The 21,766-nt window shown below is 50.5% G+C and carries 18 protein-coding genes; 7 read left to right on the plus strand and 11 right to left on the minus strand.

The features are described 5' to 3' along the window. The first annotated feature begins 44 nt into the window (after positions 1-44). From A7975_RS23605 to A7975_RS23620, 4 genes are all read left to right on the plus strand, one after another. Entirely contained in the window at positions 45-1,022 is a 978-nt protein-coding gene (locus tag A7975_RS23605) for an aldo/keto reductase (protein ID WP_053373058.1), read from the plus strand. 106 nt (positions 1,023-1,128) lie between these two features. Further along, a complete protein-coding gene (locus A7975_RS23610; protein ID WP_053373059.1) occupies positions 1,129-1,617 on the plus strand; it encodes a hypothetical protein in 489 nt (162 codons plus the stop codon). Positions 1,618-1,765: 148 nt separating this feature from the next. Next, a complete protein-coding gene (locus A7975_RS23615; protein ID WP_053373060.1) occupies positions 1,766-2,260 on the plus strand; it encodes a glutathione peroxidase in 495 nt (164 codons plus the stop codon). 157 nt (positions 2,261-2,417) lie between these two features. Beyond that, positions 2,418-3,224: a stalk domain-containing protein gene (locus tag A7975_RS23620; RefSeq protein WP_065386723.1), complete on the plus strand. Its 807-nt coding sequence runs from the start codon at positions 2,418-2,420 to the stop codon at positions 3,222-3,224. Positions 3,225-3,522: 298 nt separating this feature from the next. Here the strand turns inward: A7975_RS23620 and A7975_RS23625 are convergent, their stop codons facing one another. The 5 genes from A7975_RS23625 to A7975_RS23645 all read right to left on the minus strand — a co-directional run bounded on the left by A7975_RS23625 (position 3,523) and on the right by A7975_RS23645 (position 13,314). After that, positions 3,523-4,044 (minus strand): tubby C-terminal domain-like protein, encoded by a 522-nt coding sequence (locus A7975_RS23625; protein WP_065386724.1) that lies wholly within the window; start codon positions 4,042-4,044, stop codon positions 3,523-3,525. Positions 4,045-4,384: 340 nt separating this feature from the next. Beyond that, the gene (locus tag A7975_RS23630; protein WP_065386725.1) at positions 4,385-6,292 is read right to left on the minus strand and encodes an alpha/beta hydrolase family protein; all 1,908 of its coding nucleotides are present in this window, start codon (positions 6,290-6,292) and stop codon (positions 4,385-4,387) included. 248 nt (positions 6,293-6,540) lie between these two features. Further along, positions 6,541-7,842 carry a histidine--tRNA ligase gene (locus A7975_RS23635; RefSeq protein ID WP_065386726.1) on the minus strand — a complete coding sequence of 434 codons (1,302 nt, stop codon included), beginning with the start codon at positions 7,840-7,842 and terminating at the stop codon, positions 6,541-6,543. Between the two features lie 297 nt (positions 7,843-8,139). Further along, the gene (locus tag A7975_RS23640; RefSeq protein WP_065386727.1) at positions 8,140-8,922 is read right to left on the minus strand and encodes a CPBP family intramembrane glutamic endopeptidase; all 783 of its coding nucleotides are present in this window, start codon (positions 8,920-8,922) and stop codon (positions 8,140-8,142) included. A 234-nt stretch (positions 8,923-9,156) separates the two neighbouring features. Further along, positions 9,157-13,314 carry a glycosyl hydrolase gene (locus A7975_RS23645; RefSeq protein WP_065386728.1) on the minus strand — a complete coding sequence of 1,386 codons (4,158 nt, stop codon included), beginning with the start codon at positions 13,312-13,314 and terminating at the stop codon, positions 9,157-9,159. 356 nt (positions 13,315-13,670) lie between these two features. Here A7975_RS23645 and A7975_RS23650 point away from each other — a divergent pair, with 356 nt between their 5' ends. From A7975_RS23650 to A7975_RS23660, 3 genes are all read left to right on the plus strand, one after another. Beyond that, positions 13,671-14,390 carry a peptidylprolyl isomerase gene (locus A7975_RS23650; RefSeq protein ID WP_065386729.1) on the plus strand — a complete coding sequence of 240 codons (720 nt, stop codon included), beginning with the start codon at positions 13,671-13,673 and terminating at the stop codon, positions 14,388-14,390. Between the two features lie 160 nt (positions 14,391-14,550). Beyond that, on the plus strand, positions 14,551-16,038 hold the full coding sequence (gene abnB, locus A7975_RS23655) for an arabinan endo-1,5-alpha-L-arabinosidase AbnB (protein WP_082198435.1): 1,488 nt from the start codon (positions 14,551-14,553) through the stop codon (positions 16,036-16,038). 64 nt (positions 16,039-16,102) lie between these two features. Beyond that, on the plus strand, positions 16,103-16,675 hold the full coding sequence (locus A7975_RS23660; RefSeq protein ID WP_053373068.1) for a DUF6143 family protein: 573 nt from the start codon (positions 16,103-16,105) through the stop codon (positions 16,673-16,675). Positions 16,676-16,724: 49 nt separating this feature from the next. Here A7975_RS23660 and A7975_RS23665 read toward each other — a convergent pair whose 3' ends face one another. Genes A7975_RS23665 through A7975_RS23685 form a run of 6 tightly spaced genes read right to left on the minus strand, consistent with a single transcriptional unit; the run spans position 16,725 to position 21,664 of the window. Then, positions 16,725-18,077: an LLM class flavin-dependent oxidoreductase gene (locus A7975_RS23665; RefSeq protein WP_053373069.1), complete on the minus strand. Its 1,353-nt coding sequence runs from the start codon at positions 18,075-18,077 to the stop codon at positions 16,725-16,727. Positions 18,078-18,106: 29 nt separating this feature from the next. After that, positions 18,107-18,934, minus strand: coding sequence for an ABC transporter permease (locus A7975_RS23670; protein ID WP_065386730.1), 828 nt, complete (start codon positions 18,932-18,934; stop codon positions 18,107-18,109). Further along, positions 18,931-19,782, minus strand: a complete 852-nt coding sequence (locus A7975_RS23675; RefSeq protein ID WP_082198410.1) for an ABC transporter permease — start codon at positions 19,780-19,782, stop codon at positions 18,931-18,933. Before A7975_RS23675 ends, A7975_RS23670 begins: the two co-directional genes overlap by 4 nt. A 35-nt stretch (positions 19,783-19,817) precedes the next feature. Then, positions 19,818-20,816, minus strand: coding sequence for an aliphatic sulfonate ABC transporter substrate-binding protein (locus A7975_RS23680; RefSeq protein ID WP_255314530.1), 999 nt, complete (start codon positions 20,814-20,816; stop codon positions 19,818-19,820). After that, a complete protein-coding gene (locus A7975_RS34315) occupies positions 20,752-20,901 on the minus strand; it encodes a hypothetical protein (RefSeq protein WP_176707794.1) in 150 nt (49 codons plus the stop codon). Before A7975_RS34315 ends, A7975_RS23680 begins: the two co-directional genes overlap by 65 nt. Continuing rightward, the gene (locus A7975_RS23685; protein WP_065386732.1) at positions 20,888-21,664 is read right to left on the minus strand and encodes an ABC transporter ATP-binding protein; all 777 of its coding nucleotides are present in this window, start codon (positions 21,662-21,664) and stop codon (positions 20,888-20,890) included. The genes A7975_RS34315 and A7975_RS23685 overlap by 14 nt, the downstream gene beginning before the upstream one ends. Positions 21,665-21,766 lie beyond the last annotated feature (102 nt).

Here is a 21,766-nt window from a genome sequence, read left to right on the forward strand (position 1 = left end):
CCAATAAGCAGTGCTCCCACTACTTATCCAGGAGGCAATAAGCAATGACAAAATCCGTACTCCGGCCGTTTGGCCATACGAATTTGCAATTATCTCCACTTGGCCTCGGCTGCTGGCAGTTCAGCAACGGCAAAGGCCTCGTCGGAAAGTTTTGGCCTGTTCTGCAGGGCAGCATCATTAATGACATTGTCAAAACCAGCTATGAAGGCGGGATGAACTGGTTCGATACAGCCGAAATTTACGGCAACGGCCAATCCGAGCAGCTGCTCGCGCGTGCGCTGCGCGAAACGATACCTGCGAATGATCCTGTTTTCATTGCGACCAAATGGTGGCCGTTTATGCGCACAGCCAGCAGTATCGGCAGCACCATCGACGAACGAATAAAGCTGCTTGAAGGCCGCACGATTAACCTGTATCAGGTGCATCAGCCCTTCTCCTTATCATCCGTAAGCAGTGAGATGAAGCAAATGGCTAAGCTTGCGGCTGCCGGCAAAATTGAGCATGTAGGCGTCAGCAACTTCTCCGCCAAGCAAATGCGCGAGGCTGACCGCGTCCTGCGGGAGCATGGCCTGCGGCTCGCATCCAATCAAGTGAAGTACAGCCTGCTTGACCGCCGAATCGAGCAGAACGGCATACTGGAAACCGCACAGGAGCTTGGCGCTGCTATTATCGCATACTCTCCGCTTGAGCAAGGCATATTAAGCGGAAAGTTTCATCATAACCCCGAGTTGGTTAAATCGATAAGCGGTCCGCGCAAATGGAGCCCTGCTTTCCGCAAAGAGGGACTGAGCCGCTCGAAGCCGCTCATAGATTCGCTGGAGCAAATGGCTGTCCATTACGATGCGACCGCAACGCAGGTGGCGCTGAACTGGCTTATCCACGCTCATGGAGAGACGGTGTTCGCCATTCCCGGCGCATCAAAAATCCATCACGCCGAACAAAACGTGAAGGCGATGCGCTTCAAACTGACGGCTGATGAAATTAACGAAATCAGCGAGGTGTCACGGTTCGTCTGTCGCTGAGCTGAGCTTATTCGAATCTTCAATCCGAATCTCGATTCAAAGCTGTGAGGGAAGGGTATTAGTAGCTGTACCTCATTATAGCTATAAGGCGAGAGGAGGGCTCACCATGACGGTGACCATCGGCATTTTCAAGAAAGAAGAAAGCGTATTGGACGCAATCAAAAGGTTTCAAGCAAATGCATGGAATGACTACAACCTTCGAATTGTCGTAAAAAACAAGGAGTCGGCCCCCATACTAGCATCTCAATCAGATGTCCCTGTAGAAGAAGTCTATGAAATACGCGAAGCTCAGGAGCCTCTAATCGAGAGGGCTGTACCTCCGGTAGGAGCCGTACCGCTCGCTGCTGGCGGCTACACGGCCGGATCGATTGGCGCAAGCGGCAGTCCGACTGGCTTTGTTCCAATCGTGAACGATCCAGACCAATACCCGAGTACCCATGATGTGCTGCATGACATCGGCATTCCAGCGGAGCATGCCAAGGAATGCGGCGATGCCGTGGAGCTCGGACGTTATTTACTCATTATCGAAACAGAATCGGCGGCTGAAGCGGAAACTCTGCTTCGTCAAGCCGGGGCTGCGAATGTCGTTATCTAATAATAAAATGGAACGGAGAGGCTGCCGAGCATCGATGCGGGCAGCCTCTCTTTTGCTTTCAGCCTTTAAATATAAATTGACATCGCATGATAAATTGTTTACAATTTAATTATACAAAATATAAAATCGGTTATTGGAGGTTATCCCTATGTCCATTTACAATATTGACGTGAAGACGATTAGAGGTGAATCACAAACGCTTGCCCCCTACAGAGGGAAAGTTATGCTCATCGTAAATACAGCAACCAAATGCGGCTTCGCCACGCAGTTCAAGGGTCTCCAAAAGCTTCACGATACGTACAATAAACAAGGCTTCGCCGTGCTTGGCTTTCCCTCCTCACAGTTCGCCAATCAAGAGCTAAGCGATGACAGCCAAGTGGCTGAAGCTTGCGAAATCAACTTCGGAGTATCTTTCCCGCTATTTGCGAAAATCGATGTGAACGGCAGCACTGCTCATCCGTTGTTCCAGCTCCTAACCAATGAAGCACGCGGCTTCCTAGGTTCCAAATCGATCAAATGGAACTTCACGAAGTTTCTAGTCGATCAGAACGGCAAAATACTGAAGCGCTTCGGATCAAAGGATACGCCTGAGCAAATCGAAAAGCATATCCAGAAGCTGCTGAAAGTGCCTACCCACGCTTAAAGCTGCGAAAAGCTTCTCCTATACGAACGTCTAACAGGCGGTCAAAATTAGCAAAGTTTACTTTGGTGATTTTGACCGCCTGTAACTTTCTGATCAGATTTACGTCTACTTAATATAAGAAAGGACTATATAATCTTTATATTTTCAGGAGGAAAAAATGTTTAAAAAGTTGACGTTAACGTTATTGGCGTCTGCCCTGCTTGCTGTCCCTGCTTTTTCAACTTGCAGCTTTGCAGATAGCCGGCCCGTAGAGATTTATAACGGCCAATTGAAGAACAATCGGGTGCTTATCCCTTTGCGCGACGTATCTCAAAATTTAGACGCTGCCGTGGAGTGGAATCAGAAGCTCAAAACCATCAAAATCAACAAAGACGACACCGAATTGCTGCTAACCGTTAACTCCAAAAAAGTGCTCGTCAACCAGTCTGAAATTGAGCTGGACGTTCCAGCCGTCTTAATCCAGAACACGACCTATGTTCCGCTGCGATTTGTCAGCCAAACGTTAGGAGCGGGTGTAGACTGGAATCCGTACGGCCAACAAGCAACGATTACGTTGAATGGAAAACAGATTATCGTAAATATCGAACGAACTCAGCCTGCTTCCTCTCAAAAAGCAACGGCTGCCCATTTGAAACGGTTATCCGATAAATTGAACGAAGCAACCGATTTGTCTTCCATCAAGCAGATTCGGACTTATTTTAAGCCTTACTTCACAGATCGTCTCATTAATGCGATTATTCAAACTAAAGGGTTTGAATACAAGAATCAGTTTGGCGCTCCTCTAATCTCCCCCAATTATTTGAGCCGGACAACTGCAAGGCTTTCGCAATCATTGGACACCGGGCATGATGGTTATGAAATCTTTTCCGTTATTCGACAAATGAATCTGGTTTATGTGGATAAGACGTGGAAGGTAGATCGTGTGAGCTTCACAAAGATCTCCACACCTATTTCGGGAGCATAGTCCAAAAAAAGAGCAGCTTGCGCCTCTGGTTGAGGCGCTCCCCTCCCCATAGCGCACTGAAAGCAGCAAGATTAGCGGGAAAAATTCCTGTTATTCGAAGCGATTACCGGTGAAAATTAATGTTAGCAGGATTTTCTCCCGTTAATTTTCAAATATATGCCCATTTGGAGTAAGAGTGCTGCTTTTAACGGGAGATTTTCCAGCTAAATGCTCTATTTGCCGCCCCCGCCAGAAAATTAGATGGGTATTTTCCTGTTAATCCTGTAAAGCTGCAATGGATCTAACACACAGGAATCGGCTAGTTTTTCAAGTTAAACACATAGTATAATGACGCAATTTCGTAAATATCAAATCGAGCATCCCATATTTTAAATGTAAGATGGTTGGATTTTGGCGGCAGCAACCCTTCTGGATAAACCTCGGCAACGACGACTTGATCCACGGTAAATCGGATGGTTCTATCTGTGAAATCTTTTTTTATCCATACCTTAACCGTGCCCTTCTCATAATAAAACTGCGGATGCGTTCTAATCTTCGTCCGATTCTCGCATATGAAATGTTGTTCCCGCAAGCGGACATGCCATTTTTCCATAAGCAATGTTTTTATTGTGTTTATCTCTTTAATATCTGCCTGAACTTCACCCTCTAGGTTAAAAGCCTGAACATTATTCACTACATTATCAAAAAGAGTATTCATCAGCCTTTGTATTTTGCTAGAGTGATACCTGTTCATTGTTCCTACGGCTTGGCCTATTTCGTCGTTGATCAATACCGGAGAGGTGCTCATCCGCAGAAGAGGAATTATGGCTTTATAGATCATATTGACTCCTTTTAAAAAGAAATACTCGCGTACGGGATAACACGAACAAGCGCCCATACTCTAGATAGCGCTTCGCTTATTTAAGGAAATAATTTCAATAATACCCTATAGTTTTTATTTTTTATCCACGCAAAGTCAACTCGTCTTTTCCGAAAGAGCATTTGCGCGGTGATTCTCTTTGAATTGGAATAAAAAAAAACGCACAGGACTCAAAGCTCCTTTCAAAAAAACATACGGTCTTTCACCTGCCCAATATCGGGAGGAGAACATAACATAAACAAAGGGCTGCTCCAAAAGGTCTCAGACCTTTTGGAGCAGCCCTTATATGCAGAAATGCTCGTTAAGCAGACGTGCTCTTCCCTTTGCTCACAGCTTTGCCGCCTCTCAAGAACAGCACAGCAGCAACAATAACAGCTGAGATGGCGAATATGACAATCGCTGTCGTGTTGGAGGCTGGCTGGCCTGCGAATTGAATCGCTTGCCCTGCGACGATGTACCAGGTGATCAAGAGCGTATTGGCAAATGCGCCTGCATAGATGGTGCCTGTTTTGCGGAAGAAATAAGTCGACACGAGCGCCATTACGATGTTTACCGGAACGAATTGGAAAGCTACGATGCCAAGCAGCGCCTGCGATTTCCAAAAGAGCTGCTCTGTTGCGAACATCGTCACGTATTGGATGAGAATGAGGACAAGGATGCCGGTCGTATTGATCATCGCGTTAGAGAGAAACCATTTCCATGCTGTTTTTGTTTCAGAGTCGCTCTCTTTAAGCCTGAATTGACCATGCAGCAGCAGACCGTTCACTAAGAAGAAAATAAGGAAAGGAAGCGCATATTTGAGCATCAGGGACAGCTGGTCGACACTCATCACCTTCAGGCCCATCACCCATATCCTAAAATCGATGTGGAAAAGCGCAGCTGCGGCAACCGTCGTTGCATACACGCTTCCAACAGATAGGAGAGCAAGCGCAAGAGCTCTGCCCATTGCTCCAATGTCTAGTCCGAAGAAACCGGCTTGACCGGATACCCCGTAGTGCCGCAAGGAAGCTCCCTGCTTCTGATTAACGAACCTATGCCATAATCCGAACAAGACAACAGCAATAACCGCGTTAAAAAGAATCCAAATGACGAAGCCATTCGTGAGCGATTGCGACCAGAAGCTGCCTGCCGGCATCCATTTGCTTCCCCACTCTTGGAATTTGAAGAAGGTAATCGCCGGAATTGCCGTTGCAACCAAAGCGCCAAGCACCCAGCCTGCTCCCGGACGGACGCCGCGCGGCTCAGGCAATGGCTGGATGACTCTGCGGAAATAGCTCGTTCCAAGCAAATTTCCTGCTACGGAGAACATGAGCATAAAAGCTCCGACTAACGCGAGCAATGTGCCATATTCCTTCAAGCGCCATGTTTGATCGTTATGATCAACGGCGTTTGGAGCAGGCATCGCTTGTTGAAGGAAATCAATTGCATTGCCGACCGCTGCAGTTGACCAATGGTCTGCAGGATGAATGACATTCGGGATATAGAGCAAACGCGCCGATTTATTTTCAAAAGAGCCGTACAGCTTGCCTGGAACTACCGCTTCAGCCGTGCCGAACACTTTCTTGAGCTTATCGGTGCCCACAATTTGGGATGCCTTCGGCACCTCCCACATGAGCGGGGCGAATTCGTCATATTTGCTGAATACAATCGCGTAATTGAAAGGCGTCTCCGCAGTCACTTCACCGGAGCCAAACGTCTCGGTTGAAGAGCCCTCTTGAATTACGGTATGGACCCACTCCGGCTTCGCCGTTGCTGCTGCCAGCACCGACCAGCCGCCCATCGAATGGCCTTCTAACGCGATTTTCTCTTTATCGACGAAGGCTAAATTTCTAAGGTAGCTAAGGCTAGCCAGCGATCCTCTCATTGTAGGATCAAGCGGTGATTGCTCGGAATAACCGTGACCCTCCATATCCATGGAAAGCACCACGTAACCTCTGCGCGCGAATTCGATATTGAATGGGTCTTGCACCTCACGGGAGTTGATGTAGCCGTGCATCGTCAGCACGGCAGGATGCGTCTTGCTCGGGTCCATGTCTGCCGGTGTATAGAGCAGGCCGCTAAGCATATTGCCCCCGTCGCCGGCAAACCTTACGTCCGATACTTTCACGCTGCCGCCGCTTGTTTGCACATTGCTCGCGATCAAACAGCCAGCCAGCACAACCACAAGCGCGACAATAATCGAGATACGCCTAGAGAAGAAAAGTTTCATCCTAATAACGACCTCCCTTTGGTTTGTGAGGAACAAAAAAAGATTCCCATCAAAAGCAAACCCAAAATAGGATAAGCAATTGTTGTGAATCTCCATGTCTCCGTCACATTATTAACTTGTTCCCAGTATATGCTAGTTTGAAAACGCTGTCAATCACTGTTTGGCCGCCTGCTTGTCCTATTTTTCGGAAAGCAGAAACAGCCATTTCAAACAGAAAGCATCTGTTCGAAATGGCCGCTCTCCTTTCATTAATTAGCGAATAATAGGGGACAGCTTTCGTTCTCCAGCACGTATATCGCTTCGTCCAAGCTCACTTCACGCTCGGTCCGCTCAGCCATATCCTTTAGTCTCACCATTCCGGCTTTCCACTCCGTCTCGCCCAGAAGCAGCGCATAACGAATGCCGCTGCCTGCAACCGAGGCAAGAATGTTCTTCAGCTTGCGTCCGCTAGTATCCAGCTTCACTCGAATCCCGCTGGCGCGCAGCTCGGCCGCCGCTTGCAGCATTTCCGCAGCCGTCACGCCAACAGGTATGAGAATGACGGGAGCGGAGGACGGCTCCGACGCACGGTTTTCGAGCAGCGCCATAATCGACTCCATGCCAAACGATAGCCCTACGGCGCTATACTCGGTATCGTCCCTGCCGACCAGTTGTCCGATAATCGCATCATACCGCCCGCCGCCGCCCAAGCTCGAAGCGAAGCCGTTTGACGTTTCGAAAATTTCGTAGACCGTCCCCGTGTAGAATGATAGCCCTCGCGAGAGAAAAGGATCAAATGCGCAATCCTGCGCAAGGCCAAGCTTACGCAAAATATCGGTTACAGCCAGCACTTCCAGCGCCCCGGCGCTGCCTCGCAGGCCATATTTGTCCATAACTTCCTCAAACGTAGGATTTTGCAAGGCAATCAGCTCAATGACAGCTTCCGTCACCTCGTCAGCCAACCCTTTCTCGGCCAGCTCCAGCTTCACGCCGGCTTCTCCCACCTTCGCAAGCTTATCCAGCGTCAGCATGACCGACAGCGATTCGCTTGCGGGAACGCCGATGGCTGCCATAATCTCGCCAAGAAACCGTCTGTTATTCCATTTCAGCTGAACCTTGATGGTAAGCGACCGGAACACGTCGATTGCCAGCTGCATCAACTCGACCTCAGCCTCGGGGCCTTTCACACCAACCACATCCACATCGCATTGCAAAAACTCCCGCAGCCTTCCGCGCTTAACGGGGCCGTCTCGGAACACCTTCCCGATCTCATACCGTTTAATCGGCAATTCCATACCCGGATTTAAAGCGATCACTTTCGCGAATGGAATCGTGAGGTCGTACCGCAAGCCTAATCGTCGCCTGCGCTGATCGGTGAGCTGGTACATTTCTTTTATAATTTCATCGCCGCCTGCGTATTTTGAGGTCAATAAATCAAGTTCGGTCAGCTCGGTCGTCACCATTTCATTAAAATCATAAAGCTCAAACTTATCGCGGAGGGTATCCTGAATCCGTCTCCGCAGCGCCTGTTCTTTGCCAAAATAATCGTAAGTCCCCTTTACATTTTGCATCACGATCATTCCTCTCTACATTTATTGGAATAAAAAAAACGCGCAGGACCTCTTGGTCCTGCGCGCATCGTATGCTGCAGGGAGGCCAACGCGAGAAGCGCTAGCCCACCCTGAATATTGATCAGGGGTGCTAACGCTTGGTGAAATAATGATGCTGATTCAATTGGAGTGTGTACATGATACCCAATCCCTTCGACTTGAATTATAGTGATTATAGCGAATCGAAGCATGCGGCGCAACTTTATTTTTCATCACTCGACTCAACTGCTATAGTATCCTCCCCATCCTTCGCTCTATTTAGTGCCTGTATGTATGAACCGAATTCAGCTTCAACCACGGATAGATAACCAGAATAACTAGAAGCAATACGATAGCCGCAAACGTATGGGCATGCTCAAGCACAAACGAAACGTTATCGCCGGATGCCGTAACCAGCAAGCCTGTCGCAGCTTCGCTTCCCGGAACTCCGTATACGAAACAATACATGACGCTTACGCCCATATGCATGCCGGTGCTCATCCAAATCGAGCCCGTTTTTAGAAGCACATAACCAAGCGATAGTCCTAGTATGAACGAGAATAGAGCATTTGATAGGCTGAAGCCGACTAACCAGATATCATCCAGCGCAAATATAAGAGCCGATACAAGCAACAAATGAGCATTTCGTATTTTACCCTTAAGATGAGCGAAGATATAACCTCTTACGATGAGATTATACATGAGCGAGCCAAGAAACATCACGCCAATGACCTCGATGGCAAAAAGGACCGCTTCCGGCGCCTTTTTTACGCCCACGATCTGAAAGTCCCCGAAGCTCCACAAGAGCACATACATGGCCGCCCAAGTGCCGGCGCCAAGCAGCAGACCGATTCGCAGGTTTCTTTTCCAGCCAAAATGGGCTTTTACGCCTAAGTCCTCTATCCCCCTTAAGCCGGTCAGCTTGGCCACTTGATGAACAAGGATGAAGAATAGGATCGCATAAAGCAGCCAAGAAATAGTTTCCAGCGAAAATAACCTCGGGATTAAATTAAAATATAAATCGATAATGAGAAAACCAATGACTGCGAATAGCTTTTCCATTGTTCAAACCCTTCCTACGAAAGATAATGGATACCCGCTCGTCCAAATCCAATGAGCAAAGTGACTGCCATTGTCGTTGTTCATATCGTTTTATGTATATTCGCGAGATTGCCGTATATCCCTAAGCCCGGCCGACTTTTTCAATCCTTTATTCGTGATCGCCTTGCCATGAGAAAAACCCCGGTCATTGGCGGCTTTCGCCAGCCACTCCCGGGGTTTTGTCTATTATTTATTTTAGTTTAGCGTAATCTCATCCACGTATACGGACGCAGTGCCGCTGCCGCTTGTTGGCTCGATTTTGATACCGATAGACTTCACGGCATCACGGCCTGCTACCCCTGCAAGAGGAATCGCAAGCGTCTGGAACCCGGAGGAATCCACTGCCGTCATCCCGCTATCATACCAGCTCCAATCCGGTCCTGTTTTGATATACAGCCGCGCATTCGCCGAACCGGCTGACAGCTTGACCTTAACGCTTATCGAACTAACTGCGGATAGATCAAGCGCCGATGCCTTCGTCAGCTCGAAGCCTGAACCTGCGAGGCTGAATGAAGAGGTTAGGGCAAAATTGCCACTCGCAGCCGCATCAGCGGCAATGACTGGCGCAGTCGCGCTCGCATTGTTCACTTCAACGATAAAGCCTGAAGCATCGCTTTCAAAATCATACAGTACGCCGGCTTTCTCAGGCATGCTGCCCGGTCCGCTGCCGCCATTTGGCACGCCGCCCGTACCGTCATTGATCGCTTCGATATCGTCGAAGTACAAGCTGCTGCTGAGCGCAGCTCCTGATACCGCATTGACATAAATCGAGAAATCCTGCACATTTTTCAAGCTGACTTTATTTATTTTTTTGCCAGCATTGCCCGTATCCCACGGGGCTACCGCAAATTCACTGAATGGAAGGGTGACCCATTCGCCAGCCGTTCCCGCGAGCGATGGATAAGCCTCATAAGAGACGCCATCCACCTTCAATTGAATGACCAGCTTCTGATTGCTGCCATCTGGAACAAGCCAAAATTTGAGCTTATTAAACGTAGACCAGTCTACGCCGCCAAGCGCTTTGGTAATACCGGCATAACCCGAGCCTGCGAGCGTGTAGTCGAATCTCATCGCATACATGCCGCCGCTCTCGTGCTCGCCATCCAAGCTGACATTAACCGTATCGCCGCCCGCTTTTACAAACTTCGCTTGCAGCGCAGCGTTCACACCTTGATACCCTTCAAAATGGTCGACTAACGAAGGGATAACCGGCGGCTCATAATAGCTGTTTAGGAGTGCAATATTATCGACGTAGATCGGTCCGTCAAGCTGCAGGCCGCTGCCGATAATCGACAAAGCAAGGCTTGTTGCTTCTGCTGATTTGCCCGGATCGTTTAAATCAATGTAAGTGCTGTATTTCGCATAATCCACCCCGTCTACCGTAACGACAGGCAATTCCGCAAGCTTCTTCTCCGTCGTCAGCATGCCGTATTTCCCTGCATCCGTCCAGTCTGGCGGAAGCTGCACGATGCCGCGCAGACTTGCGCTTGCCGACTCCGAGCCCGCCGAAACCGGAATCCAAGCATCAAAGGAAACACGATTCACCGCAACGAGCGGAACCTCGCTTGCCGCTTGGACTAGCGCAAGCTTAAGCTCCTGCCACGTATCTTGATATACCGCATCCGTTACGCTAAGTTTAAGGGCGCCATCGCCGTTAAAGCTCTCATGACTAAGCGTTAAGCCCATCGTTGACGGCCAAGTGCCGTTATTTTGAATACCCGCGATGTCTGTGTCAAATGTGTATGTCTTCAGTGCGATTCGATCCGCTTTGACAAAAACCGTCACGGTTTGCTCAAGCGCCACGCCGTTTTCTTTGTAAACCTTCACCGTAATATCGGCTGTTTTGCCATTTTGCTCTCCGTTAGGCATCCAATTCGCCGAGTAGAAGCCGTTTGAGTCTAAGGCCATCGGCACTTCAACCGAGGAGCCCTGTGCTACATACACGACTTTTGACGGTACCGTATTCAGAACGCGGGCGCGAACAACCGTCCGGTTCTCTCTTACGGTGCTTTGATTAACAGGACTTGCAACATGCAGGAATGGCTGCTCGGCCGCCGCTTTCACCTGATGCCCATAAACGTCCGTTACCTCTTTGGCAAACGCGGTATACGGATCGTTATAGTACGCGACCAAATCCTCTAGCAACTCATGATCGCCAAGCAGCGGAGCATTGCGATAAGGAACAAATAGATTGCCGTTCGTGCTGAAATTCGCCCAAGTCTGCATATAAGAAATCCGTTTGGCGTCTGGGTCGGACTTGATTGCGTTCAGCAGCTTCGTAAACCAAGCTTTATCCGCGTTGCCCTGCTGCAGCATCCCTTGCGGGCTATAACCGAACTCGGAGAAAGTGGCTATTTTGCCCTTGGAATCAGCGAGCTTCGAGATCATCGCCAAGTCCGCAACGAGATTGTTAAGGAAGGACTCGCTGCCCGGGCTTTGCTGATTGTCGTATTGGTCCATGCCGAGCACGTCAACGTAATCATCGCCCGGATAGGTCGTTAAATAATTGGATTCGCTGCCGCCAAAGGTACCGTTGGGCGAGTAGACGTACAACAGGTTATGAACATCCTTGGCGTCGCGCAAATACTCAACGGTGTACCGGTAAATTTCCACATACTCGCTTGTCGTTGTCGTTTTGGCGCCCCACCAGAACCAGCCGCCGTTCTGCTCATGGAAGGGACGGAACAAGATCGGAATAAGCTTCCCGTCGTTATCCTTCAGGTTGCTCGCAAGCGCGGCGATCCGATCGAGAAATGCGTTAAAGTCAGCATGCTTGTCGCCTCCCGGCAAAATATGCTGCACAACCGAGCCGCTTGTATCGTTAAAGCTGCCGCCCGTTACAAAGTTAGGCAGATGCGCGCTGAGCGTAACGATGCCCCCGAGCTCATGCGCTTCCTTCATTTTGGCGGTCAGATTGATTCTGCTTTGTTCCGTATCGTTCGAAACGCCGGGCTTCTCCTTGCCCTCCAAGCTAAGGGTATCCCAGCCGAAGACAGCCGGATAATCGCCTACCGCATTTTTAACATCCGATTGAATGTCTTTCGTATCGGTAAAAGAGATTCCCTCCGTCGTCGCATGCTGATGGCCGAACAATACTTGCTTGCCGCGCACATCATCCAAATAAGCAAACAGCGATTTGGTATAATCGGTTGCATTCGAATCGACGAGGTTCTCTACACGTTCCGTGCCACCGTTGCCGTCACCGCCGCCATTTCCACCACCACTGCCGCTACCGGAGCTGCCAGTGCCGCCGCTTGCGCCAGAAGCATCCGCAGCGCCTTTCGTAATCACGCTAGCTCCTTTGCTGAGCGGCTTGCCGTTCAAGGTAACGCCGTCCGCATCCACATTCGCCTTCTTCACATTGCCTTGGCCTTTGATAGTGGAACCCTTCGCCTGACCATCCAGTGCAAGCTCCCCAATGAAGGTGCCCTCGCCAAGCTCAAGCGTAAACTCGCTGCTGCCCGTTAGATGCTGAGCAGTCGTCGTTCCGCTAAACAGGACGCGTACCGGCCCATCCTGACGATTCACTTGAACTTCGCCAAGTACCGAGTTATTGACAGCAACCGTATGGACCCCGCCGCCCCAAATGTACGTCGTGCCCGTTACCGTTACGTTATCGAGCGTCGCGTCGCCATCGCCAATGCCTGCAGTCAAATAAAGATTGCCGGTTATCGCAACATCCTTTAAGACAACGTTTGCCGCATTCACAACAACATTGCCTGAAATGGACGAGCCTCCGAACGAACCCGCCTTCGGATAATATTGTTGAATAAGCTTGTCTATTACCGTCACAAGCTCCGCGCGCGTCAAATGGCCCTTAGGCCGGAAGGTGCCGTCCTTATAGCCGCTAAGCACGCCTGCCAGCGCATCCACGCCGGCTTTTGCATATTCCGAAACGTTGTCCGCATCCGCAAAGGAAGCGCTGCCATTTCCGTTCAGGTGAAAGGCTCTAGCCACTAGGACCGCTGCATCCTGACGGGTGATCGGCTGTGCCGGATTCGCTTTATTGTTGGAGCCGCCCTCGTAATAACCAGCCGCGCGGGCAGCCGAGATGGACTTTGCGTACCAAGCAGCCGACTCCACGTCCGCAAACGGTTCTTTCGACTCCGCCGTATATCCAAGAATTGCGTTAACGATCGTGACGAACTCCGCTCTAGTCACGTTTTGGTTCGGCCTGAAGGAGCCGTCCGAATATCCGCCCACTACGCCATTTGTTTTCCATCTCTCAATCGCCGCCTGTGCCCAGTGTCCGCGTTCGTCTGCTGCTGCCGCTTGAGCAAATGCAGGCAAGACTACCGAGATGACGAGCATAGGTACGATTAGCGCAGCAATCCACTTACGTATCTTCTTCATGTTAACCCTCCTGTTTGTTATTTTTGTTATTGCTTATGACTGATATATGTAAGCGCTTCACAACAAGTATAAGAGGTTCCTATCGCAAAATAAATGGTCTAAACTAGCTTTTATAGGGCTGAAATGCTGTTTCATTATTTATTTTTGTTATTTTGTTAGGTTAATAATTAAGTGAATAAACGATAATCGCCATGAAAATATCTGTTATTCACCATCTGCAGTTAGACGGCTCCTCGCATTTAAATCAACCAATATGGTATTATACAAAGGGAATCATGAATGGGAATGTGGAAAAATTTGCAGGTCATTCTGCAATCCTTTTTACGCATTCGCACAACTTAAGGAGGATATTTGAAATGCTTTTTAAAAACAAACGCCTTGGTACCATGCTGCTGCTTATGCTCGTTCTGCTCGTTGTAGCATCAGGATGCGGAGCAAACAAAAATACAAGCGGTGACAAAAATACCGGATCCGGCTCCAACAGCGGCAACACTAGCACAACAACTCCCCCTACCGAAGCTCCTACGGAGGAAGGCCCTGAGCTGCTTGGCTCGGACAAGCATCCGGTCGTAACGATTCAACTAAGCAATGACAAAACCATTAAGCTTGAGCTCTACCCAGAGGTTGCTCCTAATACAGTAAACAACTTTATCTCGCTCATTAATAAAGGCTTCTACGACGGCGTTATTTTCCACCGCGTTATCCCGGGCTTTATGATTCAAGGCGGCGATCCTGAAGGCACCGGAACGGGCGGCCCTGGCTACAGCATCCCCGGCGAGTTCAAAGAAAACGGCTTTGAGAACAAGCTGAAGCATACGCGCGGCGTACTCTCGATGGCTCGCACGAACCAACCGGATACAGGAGGCTCGCAGTTTTTCATCATGGTGGCTGACGCTCCTTCGCTCGATAACCTCTATGCTTCCTTCGGTAAAGTAACGGAAGGAATGGAAGCTGTAGATGAAATTGTTAATCAGACCGTTGGTGCGAACGATCGGCCTGAAACTCCGATTTCGATGAAAAAAGTAACGGTAGACACGCTCGGCATGACGTTTGAGGAACCGAAAAAAACGGAATAAGAGAAGAGCTAAGAGGAGGGCTAAGCCCTTCTCTTTTTTTACGGCTTAATATATAATAAAATTATTAATTGATTAATAATAATATAAATAGTTAAACATCCGCCAAAGGAGATTTATCACATTGAGAAAACAAACGATTGTTTTGCTAACTGCATGTTTGATGACCTTTATGAGCGCATGCAGCGGCAGCAGCGCAGGCAGCGTAAGCAGTCCATCGCCTACCGAAAGCGCTGCGCCTGCCTCAACTGCCGTAGCTTCAAGCAGCGCAAATTCGGAAGCGGTTACAACTAATGAGCCTGCGTTCGCCGACGCTTCTGTTCATGATCCATCGATCATTAAAGTCGGCGATACCTTTTATATTTTCGGCTCCCATCTCGCCGCTGCGAAGTCCAAGGACCTGATGTCTTGGGAGCAGCTCAACTCAAGCGTCTATGAGGGGAACCCCATTATCCCGGACGTATTAACTGAAATGAAAGAGGAGCTTGCTTGGGCGGAGACCGATACGTTCTGGGCGGGCGATGTCATTCAGCTGCCGGACGGCAAGTTTTATATGTATTACAGCATGTGCAAGGGGGATTCTCCGCGTTCTGTGCTTGGGTATGCCGTCGCAGATAAAGTAGAAGGGCCTTACCATAACAAGGGAACGATTTTGAAATCCGGCATGTGGAACGACCTGAGCGAGGACGGGACGATTTATGATGCGGCCGTACATCCGAACGTGGTGGACCCGAATGTCTTTTACGATAAAGACGACGTGCTGTGGATGGTGTACGGCTCTTACTCGGGCGGCATTTTTATTATGAAAATGAATCCGGAAACCGGTCTGCCTTATCCAGATCAAGGCTACGGCAAGCGGCTGCTCGGCAATAACCACAGCCGCATCGAGGCGCCGTATATGATGTACAGCAAGGAAACGGACTATTACTATTTATTTCTGTCCTATGGCGGACTAGACTCTAGCGGCGGTTATAACATCCGAGTCGCCCGCTCCAAAAAGCCTGACGGACCGTTCCTCGACTCCGAAGGCAAGGATATGATCGACGCCTTTGGCGCTTACGGCACGCTCTTCGACGATGCGTCTATCGCCCCTTACGGGGTGAAGCTGATGGGCAACTTCCAAATGGATAATATCGAAGGAGAGGTCGCGAATATCGGCACGGGGTACGCTTCGCCCGGCCATAATTCAACCTACGTTGATCCGGATACCGGCAAAATGTTTCTTATCTTCCATACCCGCTTTCCTTCTCGCGGAGAGGGCCATGAGGTGAGAGTGCATCAGATGCTGATGAATACCGAGGGCTGGCCGGTCGTTGCGCCGCATCGCTATTCGGGCGAGACGGCTGAGAGCGTAACCGCCGGTCAAATCGCCGGCGACTATAAATACGTGAATCACGGCAAGGACATTACGGCTGAGGTCAAGCAAGCGACTCTCATAACGCTGGGCAAGGACGGCACCATTTCCGGCGGCGCAAGCGGCACTTGGATAAGCACCGGAGCAGCAACCATTGCTCTTACGATTGATGGCGTGCTGTATAACGGCGCGCTGCTGCGAGAGTGGAACGAAGGAACGCTTAGCCATGTCATGACGTTTAGCGCTTTATCCAAAGAAGGCGTTGCGATTTGGGGCAGTCACGTGTCCAAGGAGTAGCCTTCGCAGCTGGCATACGCTGTCGCCGCTTGGAATCGCAGGCATGTTACGGGAATCCAATCATATGGTGGAGTATAAGCATGTTGCGAAGGATGGTGAAGCGATGAATGGCAATGGGCCAGTCAGCGTGGTCAATTTAACGAATCCGCTCTGCAAGTCGCTGCAAGGGAAATATTTTGTAGGCGAGACCGACCAGCTGAATCCAACCGATTCAAACCGGACTTGGGGCGCACTAATAAATCCTCCCGGCTCGGGCGTTAATCTCTATCTCGATCTTTATGTGCTAAGCAATCTGTCGGATGATAAGCTCGTCTCGCAAATCTGCTTCTGCTCCAGCCTGCCAACGCATGGCAAGCAGTCGCATGAGGTATCCACTGCCAATCTGACGCTCGATCCAAGGCCGATGCCGCGCGGACAAGTTCAGTTCGGAAGCAGCTTGGATACGACCGCGCTTGCTGCAATTCCCGTATCCACGCGCGTCATCCCGGCTTACTCCAGCGTATCAAGCGAGAAAGCAGGCCACTGGATTGTCGGTCCCGGCCAAGCCATTCTCTTCACGCTGACCAGCTCCATGAACCCCCCCGCTCCCGCCGTCATCTCCTTCGGCTGGTGGGAGGAGTCTCCCGGCATGCACTAGCTTTAAGCCCAAATCGCCCCTCAACCCGCAAAGGTTGAGGGGCGATTGTCTACCTCAGTACGGCTGAGGCATGCGCTTTGCGAAAATGGTTTTCGCCCGGACGCTGCAAGCCCAGATGGTCGCGAAGCGTATCGCCCGTGTAATCCTCGCGAAACAGTCCGCGCTGCTGCAAAATCGGAACGACTAAATCGACAAAGTCATCCAGTCCGCCGGGAAGGACAGGCGCCATAATGTTGAAGCCGTCGCAGCCATATTCCTCAAACCATAGCTCAATGAGATCCGCCAATTGCTCAGGCGTACCTACAAATTGCAAATGGCCCCTGGCACCGAGAAAACGCCCGCCTAATTCGCGCATGGACAGCTTCTCCTTGCGCGCCAAGTCCATAATAAGCTGTACGCGGCTCTTCATTCCATTGGATGCGCCAACTGGGTCCGGAATGTCCGGCACCTGCTCGTCAAGCGAATAGCCGCTCACATCAAAGTTAAGAAACCCGGATAGAAATCCGGCGATCGCCGCGTCTGGAATAAGCTTCTGCAGCTCTTGGAAACGCTGCTTCGCCTCCTCCTCGGTCGCTCCGAGAACAGGAGACAGGCCCGGCATTATTTTCAGGCTGCCGCGCTCTCTGCCATAATCGCCAAGCTTGCTGTTTACACGCTCATAGAATGCTTTGGCAGACTCAAGAGATTGCTGCGCCGTAAAAATAACCTCGCCGATACTCGCGGCAAAATCCTGCCCCGGCTCCGACGAGCCAGCTTGAATCAGTACCGGATAGCCTTGCGGCGATCTCGGTACGTTCAAAGGCCCCTTCGCGGAATACCATTCCCCGCTATAATCGACCGGCTTAACCTTCGAGTCATCGGCAAACTTGCCGGACTGCCGGTCAAGAACAAGCGCGTCATCCTCCCAGCTATCCCACAATCTTGTCACGACATCAACGAACTCACGCGCCATCTCGTAACGCAGGCCATGCTCGGGATGCTTCGGCTTGCCGTAATTATGGGCTTCAATATCAAGCTGGGAGGTCACGATATTCCAGCCTGCGCGCCCGCCGCTAATATGGTCGAGCGAGGAAAATTTGCGCGCCACGTTGAACGGCTCGTTATAGGTCGTCGATACCGTCGCCGTCAGGCCAATCTTCTCCGTTACCGCCGACAGGGATGATAGCAGCGTCAGCGGCTCCAGCATGCCGGCTACCGCTTGCCCCACATTCGCCGCGTACAATAAGTCGGCGAAAAAAATCATGTCGAACTTGCCGCGTTCCGCCGTCTGCGCCAGCTTGCGATAAAACTTCACATCAAACATGCCCTCCACGCCTGAATCAGGATGGCGCCAGCCTGCATGATGATGCCCCGCATAATAAATGAATGCCCCAAGGTGGAGCTGCTCGTGCCGTTTCCCCATAATCAATGACCGCCTCTCCGAACTTCAAATTAACCTTTATACGTATCGCGCCAGCGGAGCCATCTCGTCTCCAGCAGGCGAACCGCCGAATCCGACAGCTTGCCGACCACTGCGAAAATAATGATGCCTACAAATACGATTTCCGTCTCAGAATAGGCCCGCGCATCCTGAATCATATAGCCGATCCCTGCGCTCGTGCCCATCATTTCAGCAACAACGAGCAGCAGCCAAGAGACGCCAAGCGACAGCCTAACGCCGAGCAAAATATTAGGAAGCGCAGCAGGAATAATAAGCTTCGTTACTTGCTGCAGCTTCGTGTATTGAAAAATCCGGGATACCTCATACAGCTTTGCATCCGTGCTGCGAATGCCAAGAAACGTGTTCACGTACACGGGAAAAAAAGCGCCTAACCCGATCAGCAGCACCTTGGCGAACTCGCCGATGCCAAACCACAATATAAACAAAGGGATAACCGCAAGCAACGGCACTGTCCGCAGCATTTGCAGCGAAGGATCGAGCGTTTTCTCCGCTACCTTGCCAAGCCCAGTCGACAAACCAAGGAGCAAGCCAAGCGTTCCGCCAAGCAAAAAACCAAGTGCCGCACGGTATACGCTGATCCCTAGATGCTCGAATAGCTCTCCGCTCGCGCATAGCTGGATAAAGCTCTTCGCAATCAGGAGGGGAGCAGGCAGCAACGTTTCGGCTATTAACCCCAAACCGCTGACCGTCTGCCACAAGACAACGATTATAATCGGCACGATCCATCCATGGAGCGGCTTTGGCACATGATCAAGCCACTCTCGCGAAGCGGATTTGTTGTCCCTAACGCTAGCCTTCTTAATGGTCTGTTCGCTCATGATGCTCCATCCCCCTTATAGCTGTCCTGCCAGCTAAGCAATCTTCGCTCCAGCAGCTTCACAAGGGAATCCGTCAGTTTCCCGACAGCAGCAAAAACGATGATGCCAACGAATACAACCGAAGTAATCGAGAAATAACGGGCATCATTAATCAAGAAGCCGATACCTGAGCTGGAGCCCATCATTTCAGCTACAACCAGACCCAGCCACGCTACGCCGATGGATAAGCGGATGCCTAGAAAAATATTCGGAAGCGATGCCGGCAGCACCAGCTTCGTTATCATCTGCCAGCGGCTGAACTCCAGCACGCGGGCCACATCAAACAACTTGCCGTCCACCGAGCGGATGCCGAGAAACGTATTGACGTACAGCGGGAAAAAAGCTCCTTTGGCAATAAGCAGTACTTTCGAGGTCTCATCGAACCCAAACCATAATATAAACAGCGGCGCCACGGCCAAATGCGGCAGCGTGCGAAGCATTTGCAGCGAAGGATCGATCAGCCTCTCTGTCTTATAGGAAAATCCAACCCAAAGCCCCATCGCAAGTCCAAGCCCGCCGCCAAGCAAGAAGCCCAGCAACGCGCGCCAAGTCGAGATTTCAAGATGCCGGAGCAGCTCGCCTGACAACGTCAGGCTCACGAATTCTTGAACGATGACCCCGGGCGTTGGCAGCAGCGTCGGGTTGAGCTTGCCCATCATGCCTGCAATCTGCCAAACGGCAAGCAGGATGACCGGCAGCAAAACACCCAGCAACAGATTTGCCGATTGTATGGAGAGACGGCTCGTTTGCCGCCTCTTCTGCGCCCTTATTTGCTTTGGCAACGCGCTTTCCACTCCTGCTCGCTGCATAACGAACGCCTCATTTCTTCATCATTTCGGAAGGCTTACTTCCGTGCCTCTTCTATAAAGCGGTTATCGAACACTTCGGATACGTTAATTTTTTTGCGAATCGATTTGATTTCGAATTGGAAATCCGCCGTCTTCTGCTGCTCGGCAATGATTTCATCCGTGACGGGGATGCTGATCGATTTGGAGCGAGTAAAGATCGCCTCTATGAGTGCTGCCGGGACGTTGCGCTCTGCGGCATAACGCTCCAGCGCCTCGTCTCGGTTGTCATTTTCCCACTTCAGCGCTTTATCCAGCACCTTCAAATACAAGGTGACCAGCTCCGGATAATCATCGGCGAATTGCTTTCTTGCAATGTAGAACGATGGGGACAATACCCCTAGCTGCTCGCCGTCCGCAAGCACTCTAGCTTTGTCTTGAAGCGTATTAAGCGTTATGTTCGGGTCCCAAGTTGCCCACGCATCGATCTTGCCCGATTCGAATGCCGGCTGAGCCTCGTCTGGCTGAAGCTGAATGATTTCCAAATCCGATGCCTTCAGCCCTGCTCCCTCAATGCCGCGGAATAAGAAGTTGTAGGCATTGCTTCCCTTTGCTACGGATACCTTCTTCCCTTTCAAATCCGCTATCGATTGAATGTCGCTATTTTTCGGGACGATGATTGCAACGTTGTTCTTTCCTTCGAGCGCTTGCGAGATGACCGTAAATTTAATGTCTGCCGCTTGTGCCGCGATGATGGGCATATTGCCAAGTCCGGCAAAATCAAGCCGATTAGAAGCCATCGCTTCTGTCATGGGAGGCCCGCTTTGAAATTCGGCAAACTCCACTTTGACGCCAAGCTTATCAAACTCCTCCTCGAACCATTTCTCTTCAATCGCCTTGCCGAACAAGCCGCCGCTGCCCTGATAGCCGATCGTTACCTTCAGTCCTTCGTATTTATTGGCTCCATTGCCGCCCTTCTCCGATTTTTCCGTGTTAGCAGCCGCGCATCCGCTTATAAATACCGCCAATACTATGATTGCGGCCGTTAGCCATCTCAATTGCTTCATTCGTAATCTCTCCCTTTTGTCCGATGTGACCCTTGTTCGATTTCTCTAAAATAATGCCCGTCTTAAATACCTGCACCCTCATCCAGCTCCGGCTCTTCAACCTTCTCAAACTCGCTTAACACCTTGTGACGAAGCTCTTGGAAGGACTGCCCCGTTCTCTTGCGCGGATACGGAAGATCGATCGTTAAAATATTTCGGATATGTCCAGGGCGCGGATTCATAATAACGACACGCTCGCCCAAAAATACCGCCTCATCCAAATCATGCGTGACGAACAGCATCGTCGTCCGGTTTTTCTGCCAAATATCGAGCAGCACCTCCTGCATATGCGACCTTGTAAAAGCGTCCAGCGCGCCAAACGGCTCGTCGAGCAGCAAAATATCGGGGCTTCGCAACAACGCTCTGGCAATAGCGACGCGCTGCGCCATTCCGCCGGATAGCTCACGCGGATATGCTTGCTCGAACCCTTTTAACCGAACCAGCTCGATTAGCTCATCCACCCGCGCCCGAACCTCAGCCTTGCGAAGCGACAGGTTAGCCGCAATGTTTTTCTCCACCGTTAACCAAGGGAACAAGCGCGGCTCCTGAAAAATAAATCCCTTCTCGATACTCGGCCCGTCAATCGGCTTGCCGTTCAGCAGCACCGTCCCTTCATAACGCGTGTCGAGTCCGGCGACGATTTTGAGCAATGTGCTTTTGCCGCAGCCGCTTGGGCCGATTATGGTAATGAACTCCCCTTGCTTTGCCTGAAGCCCGATTCGGTTTAATGCGATAACATCGCCCGTAGGCGTAGCAAACGTCTTATTAAGCTCTTCCACGACGAGCATTTTTGCCAACATATCGTCCCCCCTTGTCATACATTATTATTCGCACCTATTTACTTGGTATTGTAAGCAAAATAAAAAGACTTAACGCGTAGCGATACGAACGTTAAATCTCCA

The sequence above is a fragment of the Bacillus sp. FJAT-26390 genome (genome assembly GCF_001682865.1).
Lineage (GTDB): Bacteria > Bacillota > Bacilli > Paenibacillales > Paenibacillaceae > Pristimantibacillus.

Coding starts and splice junctions, on each gene's coding strand:
- A7975_RS23605 (WP_053373058.1), top strand. CDS start 45: ATGACAAAATCCGTACTCCGGCCGTTTGGCCATACGAATTTGCAATTA.
- A7975_RS23610 (WP_053373059.1), top strand. CDS start 1,129: ATGACGGTGACCATCGGCATTTTCAAGAAAGAAGAAAGCGTATTGGAC.
- A7975_RS23615 (WP_053373060.1), top strand. CDS start 1,766: ATGTCCATTTACAATATTGACGTGAAGACGATTAGAGGTGAATCACAA.
- A7975_RS23620 (WP_065386723.1), top strand. CDS start 2,418: ATGTTTAAAAAGTTGACGTTAACGTTATTGGCGTCTGCCCTGCTTGCT.
- A7975_RS23625 (WP_065386724.1), bottom strand. CDS start 4,044: ATGATCTATAAAGCCATAATTCCTCTTCTGCGGATGAGCACCTCTCCG.
- A7975_RS23630 (WP_065386725.1), bottom strand. CDS start 6,292: ATGAAACTTTTCTTCTCTAGGCGTATCTCGATTATTGTCGCGCTTGTG.
- A7975_RS23635 (WP_065386726.1), bottom strand. CDS start 7,842: ATGCAAAATGTAAAGGGGACTTACGATTATTTTGGCAAAGAACAGGCG.
- A7975_RS23640 (WP_065386727.1), bottom strand. CDS start 8,922: ATGGAAAAGCTATTCGCAGTCATTGGTTTTCTCATTATCGATTTATAT.
- A7975_RS23645 (WP_065386728.1), bottom strand. CDS start 13,314: ATGAAGAAGATACGTAAGTGGATTGCTGCGCTAATCGTACCTATGCTC.
- A7975_RS23650 (WP_065386729.1), top strand. CDS start 13,671: ATGCTTTTTAAAAACAAACGCCTTGGTACCATGCTGCTGCTTATGCTC.
- abnB (WP_082198435.1), top strand. CDS start 14,551: ATGACCTTTATGAGCGCATGCAGCGGCAGCAGCGCAGGCAGCGTAAGC.
- A7975_RS23660 (WP_053373068.1), top strand. CDS start 16,103: ATGGTGGAGTATAAGCATGTTGCGAAGGATGGTGAAGCGATGAATGGC.
- A7975_RS23665 (WP_053373069.1), bottom strand. CDS start 18,077: ATGGGGAAACGGCACGAGCAGCTCCACCTTGGGGCATTCATTTATTAT.
- A7975_RS23670 (WP_065386730.1), bottom strand. CDS start 18,934: ATGAGCGAACAGACCATTAAGAAGGCTAGCGTTAGGGACAACAAATCC.
- A7975_RS23675 (WP_082198410.1), bottom strand. CDS start 19,782: ATGCAGCGAGCAGGAGTGGAAAGCGCGTTGCCAAAGCAAATAAGGGCG.
- A7975_RS23685 (WP_065386732.1), bottom strand. CDS start 21,664: ATGTTGGCAAAAATGCTCGTCGTGGAAGAGCTTAATAAGACGTTTGCT.